Source organism: Streptomyces sp. NPDC046931 (assembly GCF_040644655.1).
Lineage (GTDB): Bacteria > Actinomycetota > Actinomycetes > Streptomycetales > Streptomycetaceae > Streptomyces.
This window is the reverse complement of sequence record NZ_JBEYWX010000001.1, coordinates 822,218-838,029: the sequence shown is the minus strand read 5'-3', so window position 1 is coordinate 838,029 and position 15,812 is coordinate 822,218. Positions and strand designations below refer to the sequence as shown.

The following is a 15,812-nucleotide window of genomic DNA, read 5'->3' as shown; positions in this document are numbered from 1 at the left end:
AGCCATGGGACTCGAAGAAAAGCTGCCGAGCGGTTTCCTTCTGACCACCGTCGAGCAGGCCGCGGGCTGGGTGCGCAAGGCGTCGGTCTTCCCCGCCACCTTCGGCCTCGCCTGCTGTGCCATCGAGATGATGACCACCGGCGCCGGCCGTTACGACCTGGCGCGATTCGGCATGGAGGTCTTCCGCGGCTCGCCCCGGCAGGCGGACCTGATGATCGTCGCCGGCCGGGTCAGCCAGAAGATGGCGCCGGTTCTGCGGCAGGTGTACGACCAGATGCCGAACCCCAAGTGGGTGATCTCCATGGGGGTCTGCGCCTCCTCGGGAGGCATGTTCAACAACTACGCGATCGTCCAGGGCGTCGACCACATCGTCCCCGTCGACATCTATCTGCCCGGCTGCCCTCCGCGGCCGGAGATGCTGATGGACGCGATCCTCAAGCTGCACCACAAGATCCAGACCTCGAAGCTCGGCGTCAACGCCGAGGAGGCGGCCCGCGAGGCGGAGGAAGCGGCGCTCAACGCCCTCCCGACGATCGAGATGAAGGGGCTGCTGCGATGAGCGACGCGAAGAGCAACGGCACGAGCACGCCGGGCAACGGACCGGGCGGGCCGGGCGAAGGCGCGAACGGCAACGGCGTCAACCCGGAGAAGGACCTCGGCGCCGCCAACCTCCCGGGCATGCGTGGCGACCACGGCGAGGAGATCCGCGTCCAGCGCGGCATGTTCGGCGCCAACAACGGCGGCGACACCTCCGGATACGGCGGCCTGGTCCGCTCCATCCGGCTCCCGGGCGCCTCCACCCGCCCCTACGGCGGCTGGTTCGACGAGGTCGCCGACGAACTGGAGGGCGCCCTGGAGGAACAGGGACTCGTCCCGGAGAACGCCATCGAGAAGACGGTCGTCGACCGCGGCGAGCTGACCTTCCACATCGAGCGCGAGTACCTCCTCGCCGTCGCCCAGACCCTTCGCGACGACCCGGCGCTCCGCTTCGAACTGTGCACGGGCGTGAGCGGAGTGCACTACCTCGGCGACAAGGGCCGCGAACTGCACGCCGTCTATCACCTGCGCTCGATCACCCACAACCGGCTGATCCGCCTGGAGGTCAGCGCCCCGGACGCCGACCCGCACATCCCGTCGCTCGTCTCCGTCTATCCCACCAACGACTGGCACGAGCGCGAGACGTACGACTTCTTCGGCCTGATCTTCGACGGCCACCCGGCGCTGACGCGGATCATGATGCCGGACGACTGGCAGGGCTTCCCGCAGCGCAAGGACTACCCCCTCGGCGGCATCCCCGTCGAGTACAAGGGCGCCCAGATCCCGGCTCCGGACCAGCGGAGGTCGTACTCATGAGCACGCAGACTCCGTCCTCCGCCTCCTCGCGCGAGACGACCGAGGGCACCGTCTACACGGTCACCGGCGGCGACTGGGACGAGGTCGTCCAGTCCGCGGCCCGCGCCGACGACGAGCGCCTCATCGTCAACATGGGTCCCCAGCACCCGTCCACGCACGGCGTGCTCCGGCTCATCCTGGAGATCGAGGGCGAGACCGTCACCGAGGCCCGCTGCGGCATCGGATACCTCCACACCGGCATCGAGAAGAACCTCGAGTACCGCACGTGGACACAGGGCACCACGTTCGTGACGCGCATGGACTACCTGACGCCGTTCTTCAACGAGACGGCGTACTGCCTCGCGGTCGAGAAACTCCTCGGCCTCGAGGACCAGATCCCCGACCGCGCCACGCTCATCCGCGTGCTCCTGATGGAGCTGAACCGGATGTCCTCCCACCTGGTGTGCATCGCCACCGGCGGCATGGAACTCGGCGCCACCACCATCATGATCTACGGCTTCCGCGACCGGGAACTGATCCTCGACATCTACGAGCTGATCACCGGCCTGCGGATGAACCACGCCTACATCCGCCCCGGCGGACTCGCCCAGGACCTGCCGCCCGGCGCGGTCGACCAGATCCGCGAGTTCGTGAAGAAGATGAAGAAGAACCTCCCGGAGTACGACAAGCTCGCCACCGGGAACCCCATCTTCAAGGCCCGTATGCAGGACATCGGCTATCTGGACCTGGCCGGCTGCATGGCCCTGGGCGCCACCGGCCCCATCCTGCGCTCGGCTGGGCTGCCTCACGACCTGCGCAAGACACAGCCCTACTGCGGCTACGAGACATACGACTTCGACGTCCCGACCGCCGACACCTGCGACGCCTACGGCCGCTTCCTCATCCGCCTGGAGGAGATGCGCCAGTCGCTCAGGATCATCGAGCAGTGCCTGGACCGGCTGGCGCCCGGCCCGGTCATGGTCGCCGACAAGAAGATCGCCTGGCCCGCCCAGCTCGCCCTGGGACCGGACGGGCTCGGCAACTCCCTCGATCACATCAAGAAGATCATGGGCACCTCCATGGAGGCCCTGATCCACCACTTCAAGCTGGTGACCGAGGGCTTCCGCGTCCCGCCGGGGCAGGCGTACGCGGCGGTCGAGTCGCCCAAGGGCGAACTCGGCGTGCACGTCGTGTCCGACGGAGGCACGCGCCCCTACCGGGTCCACTTCCGCGACCCGTCCTTCACCAATCTGCAGGCCATGGCGGCGATGTGCGAGGGCGGCCAGGTCGCCGACGTGATCGTCGCCGTCGCGTCCATCGACCCCGTGATGGGAGGCGTCGACCGGTGACCACCAGTTCTTCGGAGCGGGGCGTCAGCCTGGGCATGCCCGAGCTGCCCGCGCCCGCCTACCCGGACGACGTCCGAGCGCGCCTGGAGCAGGACGCGCGCGACATCATCGGCCGCTACCCGGACTCCCGGTCCGCGCTCCTGCCGCTGCTGCATCTCGTGCAGTCGGAGGAGGGCCACGTCACCCGCACCGGGATGCGGTTCTGCGCGGACATCCTGGGCCTGACCACGGCCGAGGTCTCCGCGGTGGCCACCTTCTACACGATGTACCGGCGGGGACCCTCCGGTGACTACCAGGTGGGTGTCTGCACCAACACGCTGTGCGCCGTGATGGGCGGCGACGCGATCTTCGCCGCCCTCCAGGAGCACCTGGGCGTCGGCAACGGAGAGACCACCGGGGACGGCAAGGTCACCCTGGAGCACATCGAGTGCAACGCGGCCTGCGACTTCGCGCCGGTCGTGATGGTCAACTGGGAGTTCTTCGACAACCAGACGCCCGAGAGCGCCAAGCGCCTGGTCGACGACCTGCGGGCGGGACGGCAGGTCGACCCCACCCGCGGTGCCCCCTTGTGCACCTTCAAGGAGACCGCCCGGATGCTGGCCGGCTTCCCCGACGAACGGGAGGGGGCCGTCGAGGCGACCGGCAGCGCGGGCCCGCCTTCCCTGGTGGGGCTGCGGCTGGCCAAGGGAGAGACGGCCGCCGCGCGCGTCGTGCACCCGCGCGACGGCGGGCCGCACGACGAGCAGCGGGACGGAGCGCCGGCGGACACGGCGGTGCACGAGCCGTCACCGGCCGAACACCTCGGCTCGCACGACGCGCCGCAGGAGACATCGGCCTCCGACCCAGCCCACCCGTCACCCGGCAGTGCCCGTGACGGAGGGGATTCGCCCCACACCACCGATTCCGCTGGCCCCGTCGACGAGGAGGGGTAGTGATGACTTTGGCACCCCAGATCAACGAGACCAGCCCCGAGAAGCTCCTGGCACCCGTGCTGTCGGCCTTCTGGGACGAGGAGAAGTCCTGGACGCTGGACGTCTACCGGAGGCACGAGGGGTACGAGGGGCTCCGCAAGGCGCTCGCCATGTCGCCCGACGACGTGATCGCGTATGTCAAGGAATCCGGGCTGCGCGGCCGGGGCGGCGCGGGATTCCCGACCGGAATGAAGTGGCAGTTCATTCCCCAGGGCGATGGCAAGCCTCACTATCTTGTTGTCAACGCCGACGAGTCGGAGCCCGGAACCTGCAAGGACATTCCGCTCCTCTTCGCGAACCCGCACAGCCTCATCGAGGGCATCGTCATCGCGTGCTACGCCATCAGGTCGTCGCATGCCTTCATCTATCTGCGGGGTGAAGTCGTCCCCGTACTGCGGCGGTTGCACTCGGCCGTACGCGAGGCGTACGCGGCGGGCTACCTCGGCGAGAACGTCCTCGGCAGCGGACTCGACCTCGAACTCACCGTGCACGCGGGCGCGGGCGCGTACATCTGCGGTGAGGAGACCGCACTGCTCGACTCGCTCGAAGGCCGCCGTGGCCAACCGCGGCTCCGTCCCCCCTTCCCTGCCGTCGCGGGCCTGTATGCGTGCCCGACTGTTGTGAACAACGTCGAGTCGATCGCGTCGGTTCCCGCGATCCTGCACCGGGGCAAGGAATGGTTCCGGTCGATGGGCAGCGAGAAGTCCCCCGGCTTCACGCTCTACTCGCTCAGCGGTCACGTCGCCAGCCCCGGCCAGTACGAGGCCCCGCTCGGCATCACGCTCCGCCAGCTCCTCGACATGAGCGGCGGCATGCGGCCCGGCCACCGCCTGAAGTTCTGGACGCCCGGCGGCTCCTCGACGCCGATGTTCACCGACGAGCACCTCGACGTGCCGCTCGACTACGAGGCCGTGGGCGCCGCCGGTTCCATGCTCGGCACCAAGGCCCTCCAGTGCTTCGACGAGACGACGTGCGTGGTGCGGGCCGTCACCCGCTGGACCGAGTTCTACGCCCACGAGTCCTGCGGCAAGTGCACACCCTGCCGTGAAGGCACGTACTGGCTGGTGCAGCTGCTGCGTGACATCGAGGCGGGCAAGGGCACGATGGCCGACCTGGACAAGCTCGCCGACATCGCCGACAACATCAACGGCAAGTCCTTCTGCGCCCTCGGCGACGGCGCCGCCTCGCCGATCTTCTCCTCCCTCAAGTACTTCCGCGAGGAGTACGAGGAGCACATCACGGGCCGGGGCTGCCCCTTCGACCCGGCCAAGTCCACGGCCTGGGCGGACAAGCCCGCGGAGGTGACCGCATGACTGTGACCACCAGCGCCCCCTCGGGAGGGGGCCAGGCGGCGGTCCCCCCGGAGGACCTCGTCACGCTGACGATCGACGGCATCGAGATCAGTGTGCCCAAGGGCACCCTGGTCATCCGCGCCGCCGAACAGCTCGGCATCGAGATCCCCCGCTTCTGCGACCACCCCCTCCTGGACCCGGCAGGCGCCTGCCGCCAGTGCATCGTCGAGGTCGAGGGGCAGCGCAAGCCCATGGCGTCCTGCACGATCACGTGTACGGACGGGATGGTCGTGAAGACTCATCTCACCTCGCCCGTCGCCGAAAAGGCCCAGAAGGGTGTGATGGAGCTCCTGCTCATCAACCACCCGCTGGACTGCCCCGTCTGCGACAAGGGCGGCGAGTGCCCGCTGCAGAACCAGGCCATGTCGCACGGCCACGCCGAGTCCCGCTTCGAGGGCAGGAAGCGGACGTACGAGAAGCCCGTGCCGATCTCCACCCAGGTGCTGCTCGACCGGGAGCGGTGCGTGCTGTGCGCCCGCTGTACCCGGTTCTCCAACCAGATCGCGGGCGACCCGATGATCGAGCTGCTCGAGCGGGGCGCGCTCCAGCAGGTCGGCACCGGCGAGGGCGACCCCTTCGAGTCGTACTTCTCCGGGAACACCATCCAGATCTGCCCGGTCGGCGCCCTCACCTCGGCGGCGTACCGCTTCCGCTCCCGCCCCTTCGACCTGGTCTCCTCGCCGTCCGTGTGCGAGCACTGCTCCGGCGGCTGCGCGACGCGCACGGACCACCGGCGCGGCAAGGTCATGCGCCGTCTCGCGGCCGACGACCCCGAGGTCAACGAGGAGTGGATCTGCGACAAGGGACGGTTCGCGTTCCGGTACGCGCAGTCGAGGGACCGGCTCGACACCCCGCTGGTGCGGGGCGAGTCCGGGGAACTGGAGCCCGCCTCCTGGCCCCAGGCGCTCCAGGCCGCCGCCGAGGGGCTGCTCGGCGCACGGGGCCGGGCCGGTGTGCTGACCGGTGGACGGCTCACCGTCGAGGACGCCTACGCGTACAGCAAGTTCGCGCGCGTGGCGCTCGACACCAACGACATCGACTTCCGCGCGCGTGTGCACAGCGGCGAGGAGGCCGACTTCCTGGCCGCCAGGGTCGCCGGACGCGGCCGTGACCTCGACGGGACGGGCGTCACTTACACCGCCCTGGAGAAGGCGCCCGCCGTCCTGCTCGTCGGGTTCGAGGCCGAGGAGGAGGCGCCCGGCGTCTTCCTGCGGCTGCGCAAGGCCTGGCGGGGACACGGCCAGCAGGTGTTCGCCCTCGCCACGCACGCCACCCGGGGCCTGACGAAGGCCGGCGGCACCCTGCTGCCCGCCGCACCCGGCACCGAGACCGAGTGGCTGGACGCGCTGGCCGGCCGCGTCGGTCTGGAGGAGGACGGCGTACGGGCCGCCGAGGCCCTGCGCACCGAGGGAGCCGTGATCGTCGTCGGTGAGCGCCTCGCCGACGTGGAGGGCGGCCTCACCGCCGCCGTACGGACCGCGGCCGCCACCGGCGCTCGGCTGGTGTGGATCCCGCGCCGGGCCGGGGAGCGCGGCGCGGTCGAGGTGGGCGCGCTGCCCACGCTGCTGCCGGGCGGGCGCCCGGCCACCGACCCGCGCGCGCGGGACGAGGTCGCCGCCGCCTGGGGTGTCGCCGAACTCCCCCAGCGTTACGGCCGGGACACGGGCCAGATCGTCGAGGCCGCGGTCTCCGGCGAACTGCGGGCCCTGGTGGTCTCCGGTGTCGAGGTCGCCGACCTGCCCGATCCGGCACGCGCGCGTGAAGCACTCTCCTCGGTGGGCTTCCTGGTCTCGCTGGAACTGCGTCCCAGTGAGGTCACCGAACACGCCGACGTGGTGCTGCCGGTCGCGGCGGTCGCCGAGAAGGCAGGCACCTTCCTCAACTGGGAGGGCCGGGCGCGCTTCTTCGAGGCGGCGCTCAAGCCCGACCAGATGACCCGGGCCCTGGCGCCCACCGACGCGCGCGTGCTCCACATGCTCGCCGACGCCATGGACGTCCACCTGGGGCTGCCCGATCTGCGGACCGTGCGGACGGAGCTGGACCGGCTCGGCCCCTGGGACGGACTGCGGGCCGCCAACCCCCTGGAGATCGGCGGCCAACCGCTCCGCCCGGCCGCCGGGGAGGCGGTCCTCGCCGGTCACCGGCTGCTGCTCGACCAGGGACGGCTCCAGGAGGGCGACGAGGCACTCGCCGGTACGCGCCACGCCGCACGCGCGCGGGTGTCGGCCGCCACCGCCGCCGAGGCCGGGGTCAAGGACGGTGACCTCCTGGCCGTCAGCGGCCCGTCGGGATCGGTGGAACTCCCGCTTCAGATCACCGAGATGCCGGACCGGGTGGTCTGGCTCCCGCTGAACTCCACCGGCGGGGGCGTCGCCTCCGACACCGGTGCGCTGCCCGGCAACCTCGTCCGCATCGGCCCGGCGACGCCCGCCGCCGGGACCCCCAAGGAGGTGGAGGCATGAGCCCGTACCTCGCCGCTGAAGACCTTTCCATGTTCGGCCGCGACCCCTGGTGGCTGGTCGCGATCAAGGCGGTCTTCTGCTTCGCCTTCCTGATGGTGACCGTGCTGTTCTCCATCGTCTGGGAACGCAAGGTCGTCGCCTGGATGCAGCTGCGCATCGGCCCGAACCGGCACGGACCCTGGGGCATGCTCCAGTCGCTCGCCGACGGTGTGAAGCTGATGCTGAAGGAAGACCTCATCGTCAAGCGCGCCGACAAGGTGGTCTACCTCCTCGCGCCGATCGTCGCGGCCATCCCGGCCTTCATGGCGATCGCGGTGATCCCCTTCGGGCCCGCCGGCAACGAGATCTCGGTCTTCGGCCACCGCACGGCGATGCAGCTGACCGACCTGCCGATCGCCATGCTCTACATCCTTGCGGTCGCCTCGGTCGGCATCTACGGCATCGTCCTCGCCGGCTGGAGCTCGGGGTCCACCTACCCGCTGCTCGGCGGCCTGCGCTCCTGCGCGCAGATGATCTCGTACGAGATCGCCATGGGCGCCGCCTTCGCCTCCGTGTTCCTCTACTCCGGGTCGATGTCGACGTCGAGGATCGTCGAGCAGCAGCACGACCGCTGGTTCATCCTGCTGCTGCCGGTCTCGTTCATCATCTACATCGTCACGATGGTCGGTGAGACCAACCGCGCCCCCTTCGACATGCCGGAGTCCGAGGGCGACCTGGTGGGCGGCTTCAACACCGAGTACTCCTCGATCAAGTTCGCGATGTTCATGCTCGCCGAGTACGTGAACATGGTGACGGTCTCCGCCGTGTCGACCACGCTCTTCCTGGGTGGCTGGCGGGCGCCCTGGCCGATCAGCTCCTTCTGGGCCGGCGCGAACCACGGCTGGTGGCCGCTGCTCTGGTTCGTCGTCAAGGTGCAGCTGCTGCTGTTCTTCTTCATCTGGCTGCGCGGCACGCTTCCGCGCGTCCGCTACGACCAGCTGATGAAGCTCGGCTGGAAGGTCCTCATCCCGGTTTCCGTGGTGTGGCTGATGCTCGTCGCGACCGTACGGGCGCTGCGTAACGAGAACTACGGATTCTCCGACATCGCCCTGTATGTCGCCGGTGGTGTCCTCACGCTGCTGCTGCTGTCGTTCCTCGTCGACATGTTCCGCGCGAAGGGCAAGGAGGCCGAGCGGCCCGCGGCGGCGGGGCCCGCCGTGTTCGACCCGATGGCGGGCGGCTTCCCCGTTCCGCCGCTGCCGGGGCAGACGCTGCCGCCGGTGCCCAGGCGCCGTTCGCGCCGGGAGCGGGAGCTGATTGTCAGTGGTGGACCGGACACTGTCAGTGACGGATCTACGGATGGAAAGGAGGCGTCCGATGGCTGAGGAGCCCAAGGAGACCGGGCAGGCGAAGCCCGGCTTCCAGAACCCCGTGGCCGGCTTCGGCGTGACCTTCAAGGCCATGTTCAAGAAGCGGCTGACCGAGCAGTACCCGGAGCAGAAGAAGACCACGGCTCCGCGGTTCCACGGACGGCACCAGCTCAACCGCCATCCGGACGGCCTGGAGAAGTGCGTCGGCTGCGAGCTGTGCGCCTGGGCGTGTCCCGCCGACGCGATCTACGTGGAGGGTGCGGACAACACCGACGAGGAGCGCTACTCGCCGGGCGAGCGCTACGGGCGGGTGTACCAGATCAACTACGCCCGCTGCATCCTGTGCGGCCTGTGCATCGAGGCGTGCCCCACGCGCGCGCTCACGATGACGAACGAGTTCGAGCTGGCCGACTCCAGCCGCGCCGACCTGATCTACACCAAGGAGCAGCTGCTCGCCGGCCTCGACGAGGGCATGGTCGACACGCCGCACGCCATCTACCCGGGGATGGACGAGCAGGACTACTACCGGGGCCTGGTGACGGAGGCAGCGCCCGGCACGGCGCGTCAGGCCGCCGTCTCCCAGGGAGAACAGCCCGAAGAACAGGGGGCGGACGCATGAGCCCGCAACTCGCCGCCTACACCGCCTCCACCGGAGAAGCCTTCCAGTTCTGGGTCCTCGGCACGATCGCGGTGATCGGCGCCCTGGGCACCGTCTTCATGAAGAAGGCCGTGCACAGTGCGCTCTGCCTGGCCGGCACCATGATCGTCCTGGCGGTGTTCTACCTCGCCAACGGCGCCTACTTCCTGGGCATCGTGCAGATCGTCGTCTACACCGGCGCGATCATGATGCTGTTCCTGTTCGTGGTGATGCTGGTCGGTGTCACCGCGGCGGACTCCCTGAAAGAGACCATCAAGGGCCAGCGCTGGCTGGCTCTTCTGTGCGGGGTCGGATTCGGCGTCCTGCTGCTCGCGGGCATCGCCAACGCGTCCCTGAAGGACTTCGACGGCCTGGGCAAGGCGAACGCGAACGGCAACGTGGAGGGGCTCGCCGCCCTCATCTTCACCAAGTACGTCTTCGCCTTCGAAATCACCGGCGCCCTGCTCATCACGGCCGCGGTCGGCGCCATGGTGCTCACCCACCGCGAGCGCACCGAGCGGGCCAGGACCCAGCGGGAGCTGTCCGAGCAGCGCGTGCGGGAGGGCAAGCACGTTCCGCCGCTGCCGGCCCCCGGCGTCTACGCCCGGCACAACGCGGTGGACATCGCGGGCCTCCTCCCGGACGGCACCGCGTCCGAGCTGACCGTGAACAAGACGCTCCGCGACCGCGGTCAGATCCGTGACGTGTCCGACGAGGCCATCAGCGATCTGAAGGCGCTGGAACAGCGCGCCGCCGAGCGCCTGGAACGGACCGAGGACGAGCGGCCGGCGCTCAAGAGGACCGAGGAGGCGTCGAAGTGAACCCGGTCAACTACCTGTATCTCTCCGCGCTGTTGTTCACCATCGGCGCCACCGGTGTGCTGATCCGGCGGAACGCGATCGTGGTCTTCATGTGTATCGAGCTGATGCTGAACGCCTGCAACCTCGCGTTCGTCACGTTCTCCCGGATGCACGGCAATCTCGACGGCCAGATCATCGCCTTCTTCACGATGGTCGTCGCCGCAGCGGAGGTCGTGGTCGGGCTCGCGATCATCGTGTCGCTGTTCCGTACCCGCCATTCGGCCTCGGTCGACGACGCCAGCCTGATGAAGCTGTAAGGGGTCGGAAGAATCGTGGAGAACCTGATTGCGCTGCTGATCGCGGCGCCCCTGCTCGGAGCGGCCGTCCTGCTGTGCGGTGGCAGAAGGCTGGACGCGGTCGGCCACTGGATCGGCACCGTACTGGCCGCCGCCTCCTTCGTCTTCGGCGTCGTCCTCTTCACCGACATGCTGGGGAAGGCCGCCGACCACCGGACCCTGACGCAGCACCTGTTCAGCTGGATCCCGGTGGGCGGCTTCCAGGCCGACGTCACCTTCCGGCTCGACCAGCTGTCGATGACGTTCGTCCTGCTGATCACCGGTGTGGGCTCGCTCATCCACCTGTACTCGGTCGGGTACATGGAGCACGACGAGCGCCGGCGCCGCTTCTTCGGCTATCTGAACCTGTTCCTCGCGGCGATGCTGCTGCTCGTCCTCGCCGACAACTACCTTCTGCTGTACGTCGGCTGGGAGGGCGTCGGTCTGGCCTCCTACCTGCTGATCGGCTTCTGGCAGCACAAGCCCAGCGCGGCGACCGCGGCGAAGAAGGCCTTCCTCGTCAACCGCGTCGGCGACATGGGCCTGTCGATCGCGATCATGTTGATGTTCACGACGTTCGGGACCTTCGCCTTCGGTCCGGTCTTCGCGGACGTGGACAGGACGGGCGAGGGCAAGCTCACCGCCATCGGTCTGATGCTGCTGCTCGCCGCCTGCGGCAAGTCCGCGCAGGTACCGCTCCAGTCCTGGCTCGGTGACGCGATGGAGGGCCCGACCCCGGTCTCGGCCCTCATCCACGCCGCGACCATGGTGACCGCCGGTGTGTACCTGATCGTCCGCTCCGGCGCGATCTTCAACGCCGCGCCCGACGCACAGCTGGCCGTCACCGTGGTCGGCGCGGTCACGCTCCTGTTCGGTGCGATCGTCGGTTGCGCGAAGGACGACATCAAGAAGGCGCTGGCCGGGTCGACCATGTCGCAGATCGGCTACATGGTGCTGGCCGCCGGCCTCGGCCCCATCGGCTATGTCTTCGCGATCATGCACCTGGTGACGCACGGCTTCTTCAAGGCCGGGCTGTTCCTCGGCGCCGGCTCGGTCATGCACGGCATGAACGACGAGGTCGACATGCGAAGGTACGGCGGCCTGAGGAAGTACATGCCGGTCACGTTCGTCACCTTCGGCCTCGGCTACCTCGCCATCATCGGCTTCCCGGGCCTGTCCGGCTTCTTCTCCAAGGACAAGATCATCGAGGCGGCGTTCGCCAAGGGCGGCACCGAGGGCTGGATCCTCGGCGGCGCGGCCCTGCTGGGCGCGGCCATCACCGCGTACTACATGACCCGCGTGATGCTGTTGACGTTCTTCGGCGAGGAGCGCTGGCGCAACGCCCCGACCCCGTCCCCGGCCGAGCCCAGCGTGGAGCCCGCCGCTAAGACCCGGGGCGAGCACGCCGAACCGCATCCGCACGAGTCGCCGGGGGTCATGACCATCCCGATGATCGTGCTGGCCTTCGGTTCGGTGTTCGCGGGCGGTCTCTTCTCGGTCGGCGACCGCTTCCTGCACTGGCTGGAGCCCGTCACCGGGCACTCGGAGGGCCACTCGCCGGTCAGCGCACTGACGGTCACCGCCGCCACCCTGGTGCTGCTCGTCGTGGGCGCCGGCATCGCCTACGCCCAGTACGGCCGCCGTCCGGTGCCGGCCGTCGCCCCGCGCGGGTCGCTGCTCACCCGGGCAGCCCGGCGCGACCTGCTCCAGGACGACTTCAACCATGTCGTCCTGGTGCGCGGCGGAGAGCACCTCACCCGGTCCCTGGTGTATGTGGACCACACCCTGGTCGACGGTGTCGTCAACGGCACGGCCGCCTCGGTCGGTGGTCTGTCCGGCCGGCTGCGCCGACTCCAGAACGGCTACGTGCGGTCGTACGCGGTCTCGATGTTCGGCGGTGCGGCGGTGCTCGTCGCCCTGACCCTGCTGATGAGGGCGGTCTGATAGCGATGTCCTTTCCCCTGCTGACAGCGACGGCGGTGCTCCCGGCCGTGGGGGCGATCGCCACGGCCGCGGTCCCGGCCGCCCGGCGCACCACCGCCAAGTGGCTGGCGCTGGTCGTCTCACTCGCCACGCTCGCGCTCGCCGCGGTGACCGGGTTCCGCTTCGATCCGGGCGGCGCCCGCTACCAGTTCACCGAATCGCACGCCTGGATCAAGGACTTCGGGGTGCGGTACGAGCTGGGCGTGGACGGCATCGCGGTGGCGCTGATCGCGCTGACCGCGCTGCTGATCCCCTTCGTGATCCTCGCGGGCTGGCACGACGCCGACCCACTGGAGACCGGAAGCCGCCGCTGGCGGCCGACGCAGGGCTTCTTCGCCCTGATCCTGGCCGTCGAGGCGATGGTGATCCTCTCCTTCGAGGCCACCGACGTCTTCCTCTTCTACATCTTCTTCGAAGCCATGCTGATCCCGATGTACTTCCTCATCGGCGGCTTCGGGGACCACGCCCACGAGCACGGCGAGCAGGCGGCGTCCACGCAACGCTCGTACGCCGCCGTGAAGTTCCTCCTCTACAACCTGGTCGGCGGCCTGATCATGCTGGCCGCGGTGATCGGTCTCTATGTGCAGGCGGGGAACTTCTCGCTCCCGGAGATCGTGCAGGCACGGGCGAACGGCTCGCTGCACATGGCCACCGGCACGGAACGCTGGCTGTTCCTCGGCTTCTTCTTCGCCTTCGCGGTGAAGGCGCCGCTGTGGCCGCTGCACACCTGGCTGCCCAACGCCATGGGGGAAGCCACCGCCCCGGTGGCCGTCCTGATCACGGCGGTCGTCGACAAGGTGGGCACGTTCGCGATGCTGCGCTTCTGCCTCCAGCTGTTCCCGGAGGCGAGCAAGTGGGCGACGCCCGTCATCCTCGTGCTGGCGCTCATCAGCATCATCTACGGGGCGCTGCTCGCGGTCGGCCAGCGGGACATCAAGCGGCTGGTGGCGTACGCCTCGATCTCGCACTTCGGCTTCATCATCCTGGGCATCTTCGCGATGACCACTCAGGGCCAGTCCGGAGCGACGCTGTACATGGTGAACCACGGGATCTCCACCGCCGCCCTGATGCTGGTGGCGGGCTTCCTGATCTCGCGCCGCGGCTCGCGTCTGATCGCCGACTACGGAGGTGTCCAGAAGGTCGCGCCGGTGCTCGCCGGCACCTTCCTGATCGGCGGTCTGGCCACGCTGTCCCTGCCGGGTCTCGCGCCCTTCGTGAGTGAGTTCCTGGTCCTGGTCGGCACGTTCACGCGCCATCCGGCGATCGGCATCATCGCCACCTTCGGGATCGTTCTCGCCGCGCTGTACACCCTGGTCCTCTACCAGCGGACGATGACGGGCCCCGTGAAGACGGAGGTCGCCGCGATGCCGGACCTGCGCGTGCGCGAGCTGCTCGTCATCGCCCCGCTGATCGTCCTGCTGATCTTCCTGGGCGTCTATCCGAAGCCCGTCGCCGACATCGTCAACCCGGCGGTCCAGCAGACCATGTCCGACGTACACCAGACCGATCCCAAGCCCGAGGTGGAGGCGGCCAAATGAGCACAGCAGCCGTCCACAGCCTGTGGACAACCGCGGCCGACCCGATCTCGAAGATCCAGGCGCCGAAGATCGAATACGGGCAGCTGTCGCCGACCTTGATCGTCATCGGCGCGGCGCTCGTCGGCGTGCTGATCGAGGCGTTCGTCCCGCGCGCCTCCCGCTACTACGCGCAGGTGTTCGTCTCGGTCATCGCGCTCGCCGCCGCGTTCGCCGCGGTCGTGGCGCTCGCGGCCGACGGCTACGGCACCACCAAGGCGCACATCGCGGCGATGGGGGCGATCGCGGTCGACGGCCCGTCCCTGTTCCTGCAAGGCACGATCCTGCTGGCCGGCCTGCTCGGTGTGTTCACCTTCGCCGAGCGGCGCCTCGACCCGGCCGCGCACGGCAACCGGGTCGACTCGTTCGCCGCGCAGGCCGCGTCCGTGCCGGGCAGCGACAGCGAGAAGGCCGCCGTGAAGGCCGGCTTCACCACCACCGAGGCCTTCCCGCTGCTGCTGTTCGCGGTCGGCGGCATGCTCGTCTTCCCCTCGGCCAACGACCTGCTGACCCTCTTCGTGGCCCTGGAGGTCTTCTCCCTGCCGCTGTACCTGCTGTGCGCCCTGGCCCGCCGCAAGCGGCTCATGTCGCAGGAGGCCGCGGTCAAGTACTTCCTGCTCGGAGCGTTCGCCTCCGCGTTCACCCTGTTCGGCATCGCGCTGCTGTACGGGTACTCCGGCTCGGTGTCGTACGCGAGGATCGCCCAGGTCGTCGACGGCACGGTCACGAACGTCGACCCGGCGCTCGCGAACACCATGGGCAACGACGCGCTGCTGCTGGTCGGGGCCGCATTGATCGGGATGGGCCTGCTGTTCAAGGTGGCCGCCGTCCCGTTCCACATGTGGACCCCGGACGTGTACCAGGGCGCGCCGACCCCGGTGACCGGCTTCATGGCGGCGGCGACCAAGGTGGCCGCGTTCGGTGCGCTGCTGCGGCTGCTGTACGTCGTCCTGCCGGGCATGCGCTGGGACTGGCGGCCGGTGATGTGGGCGGTCGCGATCGTCACCATGCTGGGCGGCGCGATCGTCGCGATCACACAGACCGACATCAAGCGTCTGCTCGCCTACTCGTCGATCGCGCACGCGGGCTTCATCCTCGCGGGTGTCATCGCGACGTCGAAGGACGGCGTGTCCTCCGTCCTCTTCTACCTGGGCGCGTACTCCTTCGTGACGATCGGCGCCTTCGCCGTCGTGACGCTGGTCCGCGACGCGGGCGGCGAGGCGACGCACCTGTCCAACTGGGCGGGGCTAGGGCGCAGGTCGCCACTGGTGGCGGCCGTGTTCGCGGTGTTCCTGCTGGCCTTCGCGGGTATCCCGCTGACCTCCGGGTTCGCCGGGAAGTTCGCGGTGTTCAAGGCCGCGGCGGAGGGCGGGGCGATCCCGCTGGTCGTGATCGGTGTGATCTCGTCCGCGATCGCCGCGTTCTTCTACATCCGCGTGATCGTCCTGATGTTCTTCAGCGAACCGCGCCCCGAGGGCCCGACCGTCGCGGTTCCCTCGCCGCTGACGACGACGGCGATCGCGGTGGGCGTTGCGGTCACGCTGGTGCTGGGTGTGGCGCCCCAGTACTTCCTGGATCTGGCGAGTCAGGCGGGGGTCTTCGTGCGCTGACGAGCCCACGCCGCAAACGACGGCCCGGTGCCCGCTCGGGGGGTGCCGGGCCGTTTCG

General features: G+C 69.3%; 13 protein-coding genes. All 13 read left to right on the top strand.

Annotated elements, in window-relative coordinates; translation table 11 throughout:
• The first annotated feature begins 4 nt into the window (after positions 1–4).
• The 13 genes from ABZ876_RS03845 to nuoN are packed head-to-tail and all read left to right on the top strand — an operon-like array spanning position 5 to position 15,754.
• Complete coding sequence (locus ABZ876_RS03845; protein ID WP_361773712.1) at positions 5–559, top strand: NADH-quinone oxidoreductase subunit B family protein; 555 nt, start codon at positions 5–7, stop codon at positions 557–559.
• Entirely contained in the window at positions 556–1,353 is a 798-nt protein-coding gene (locus tag ABZ876_RS03840; protein ID WP_361773709.1) for an NADH-quinone oxidoreductase subunit C, read from the top strand. The genes ABZ876_RS03845 and ABZ876_RS03840 overlap by 4 nt, the downstream gene beginning before the upstream one ends.
• On the top strand, positions 1,350–2,681 hold the full coding sequence (locus tag ABZ876_RS03835) for an NADH-quinone oxidoreductase subunit D (RefSeq protein ID WP_361773706.1): 1,332 nt from the start codon (positions 1,350–1,352) through the stop codon (positions 2,679–2,681). Before ABZ876_RS03840 ends, ABZ876_RS03835 begins: the two co-directional genes overlap by 4 nt.
• Complete coding sequence (nuoE, locus tag ABZ876_RS03830; RefSeq protein WP_361773703.1) at positions 2,678–3,613, top strand: NADH-quinone oxidoreductase subunit NuoE; 936 nt, start codon at positions 2,678–2,680, stop codon at positions 3,611–3,613. Before ABZ876_RS03835 ends, nuoE begins: the two co-directional genes overlap by 4 nt.
• Complete coding sequence (nuoF, locus tag ABZ876_RS03825; RefSeq protein ID WP_361773700.1) at positions 3,613–4,965, top strand: NADH-quinone oxidoreductase subunit NuoF; 1,353 nt, start codon at positions 3,613–3,615, stop codon at positions 4,963–4,965. The genes nuoE and nuoF overlap by 1 nt, the downstream gene beginning before the upstream one ends.
• Positions 4,962–7,466 (top strand): NADH-quinone oxidoreductase subunit G, encoded by a 2,505-nt coding sequence (locus ABZ876_RS03820; protein WP_361773697.1) that lies wholly within the window; start codon positions 4,962–4,964, stop codon positions 7,464–7,466. The genes nuoF and ABZ876_RS03820 overlap by 4 nt, the downstream gene beginning before the upstream one ends.
• Positions 7,463–8,830 carry an NADH-quinone oxidoreductase subunit NuoH gene (nuoH, locus tag ABZ876_RS03815; RefSeq protein WP_361773694.1) on the top strand — a complete coding sequence of 456 codons (1,368 nt, stop codon included), beginning with the start codon at positions 7,463–7,465 and terminating at the stop codon, positions 8,828–8,830. The genes ABZ876_RS03820 and nuoH overlap by 4 nt, the downstream gene beginning before the upstream one ends.
• Positions 8,823–9,434, top strand: coding sequence for an NADH-quinone oxidoreductase subunit NuoI (gene nuoI, locus ABZ876_RS03810; protein ID WP_361773691.1), 612 nt, complete (start codon positions 8,823–8,825; stop codon positions 9,432–9,434). Before nuoH ends, nuoI begins: the two co-directional genes overlap by 8 nt.
• The gene (locus ABZ876_RS03805; protein WP_361773688.1) at positions 9,431–10,273 is read left to right on the top strand and encodes an NADH-quinone oxidoreductase subunit J; all 843 of its coding nucleotides are present in this window, start codon (positions 9,431–9,433) and stop codon (positions 10,271–10,273) included. The genes nuoI and ABZ876_RS03805 overlap by 4 nt, the downstream gene beginning before the upstream one ends.
• On the top strand, positions 10,270–10,569 hold the full coding sequence (nuoK, locus tag ABZ876_RS03800) for an NADH-quinone oxidoreductase subunit NuoK (protein ID WP_071384283.1): 300 nt from the start codon (positions 10,270–10,272) through the stop codon (positions 10,567–10,569). The genes ABZ876_RS03805 and nuoK overlap by 4 nt, the downstream gene beginning before the upstream one ends.
• A gap of 15 nt (positions 10,570–10,584) precedes the next feature.
• Positions 10,585–12,531, top strand: a complete 1,947-nt coding sequence (gene nuoL, locus ABZ876_RS03795) for an NADH-quinone oxidoreductase subunit L (RefSeq protein WP_361773686.1) — start codon at positions 10,585–10,587, stop codon at positions 12,529–12,531.
• 5 nt (positions 12,532–12,536) lie between these two features.
• Positions 12,537–14,108 carry an NADH-quinone oxidoreductase subunit M gene (locus tag ABZ876_RS03790; protein ID WP_361773683.1) on the top strand — a complete coding sequence of 524 codons (1,572 nt, stop codon included), beginning with the start codon at positions 12,537–12,539 and terminating at the stop codon, positions 14,106–14,108.
• The gene (gene nuoN / locus ABZ876_RS03785; protein ID WP_361773680.1) at positions 14,105–15,754 is read left to right on the top strand and encodes an NADH-quinone oxidoreductase subunit NuoN; all 1,650 of its coding nucleotides are present in this window, start codon (positions 14,105–14,107) and stop codon (positions 15,752–15,754) included. Before ABZ876_RS03790 ends, nuoN begins: the two co-directional genes overlap by 4 nt.
• Positions 15,755–15,812: the final 58 nt, after the last annotated feature.